This is a genomic window from Cereibacter changlensis JA139 (assembly GCF_003034985.1).
Classification (GTDB): domain Bacteria; phylum Pseudomonadota; class Alphaproteobacteria; order Rhodobacterales; family Rhodobacteraceae; genus Cereibacter; species Cereibacter changlensis.
In genome coordinates, this window is the sequence record NZ_PZKG01000428.1 from 1 (window position 1) to 535 (window position 535).

At 67.7% G+C, this 535-nt stretch carries 1 protein-coding gene; it reads left to right on the forward strand.

Features of this window, described 5'->3' with window-relative positions:
* On the forward strand, nucleotides 1–535 hold a 535-nt coding region (locus C5F48_RS24500), incomplete at both ends, for a transposase (RefSeq protein WP_258186605.1).

A 535-nucleotide genomic window follows, 5' to 3' on the forward strand; every position in this document is an offset into this window, starting at 1 on the left:
GGTGAGCAAGGATACGTTCCTGCGGAGCCTTGGGTATGGCGACGGCCGCGGTGTGGCTGAAGCGAGGATCATCGGCATCGACGACTGGGCCTGGCGGAAGGGCCAGCGCTACGGCACGCTGATCTGCGATCTGGAGCGGCGCCGGGTAATCGATCTGTTGCCGGATCGCGAGCCCGCCACCGTTGAAGCCTGGCTGCGCGCCCATCCACAGGTCGAAGTGGTCGCCCGCGACCGCAACGGCGGCTACGGCAGCGCCATTGCGAAGGCCTTGCCGGAGGCGGTCCAGGTCGCCGATCGCTGGCATTTGCTGGAGAATGTCGGCGCGGCCTTCCTGTCGGCGGTCCAGAGCAGCATGCCCGCGATCCGAAAGGCGATCGGCAGCACCAGGCTGGATCCGACGCTGCTGACGGCGGCGGAGAGGTTGCAATACGAGGGGTTCCGGCGAAGACAGCAGACCAACGAGATGGTTCGGCACATGGCCCTGGACGGCGCCCCGATCAAGCAGATCGTCCGCCGAACGGGGCTGAGCCGCGGG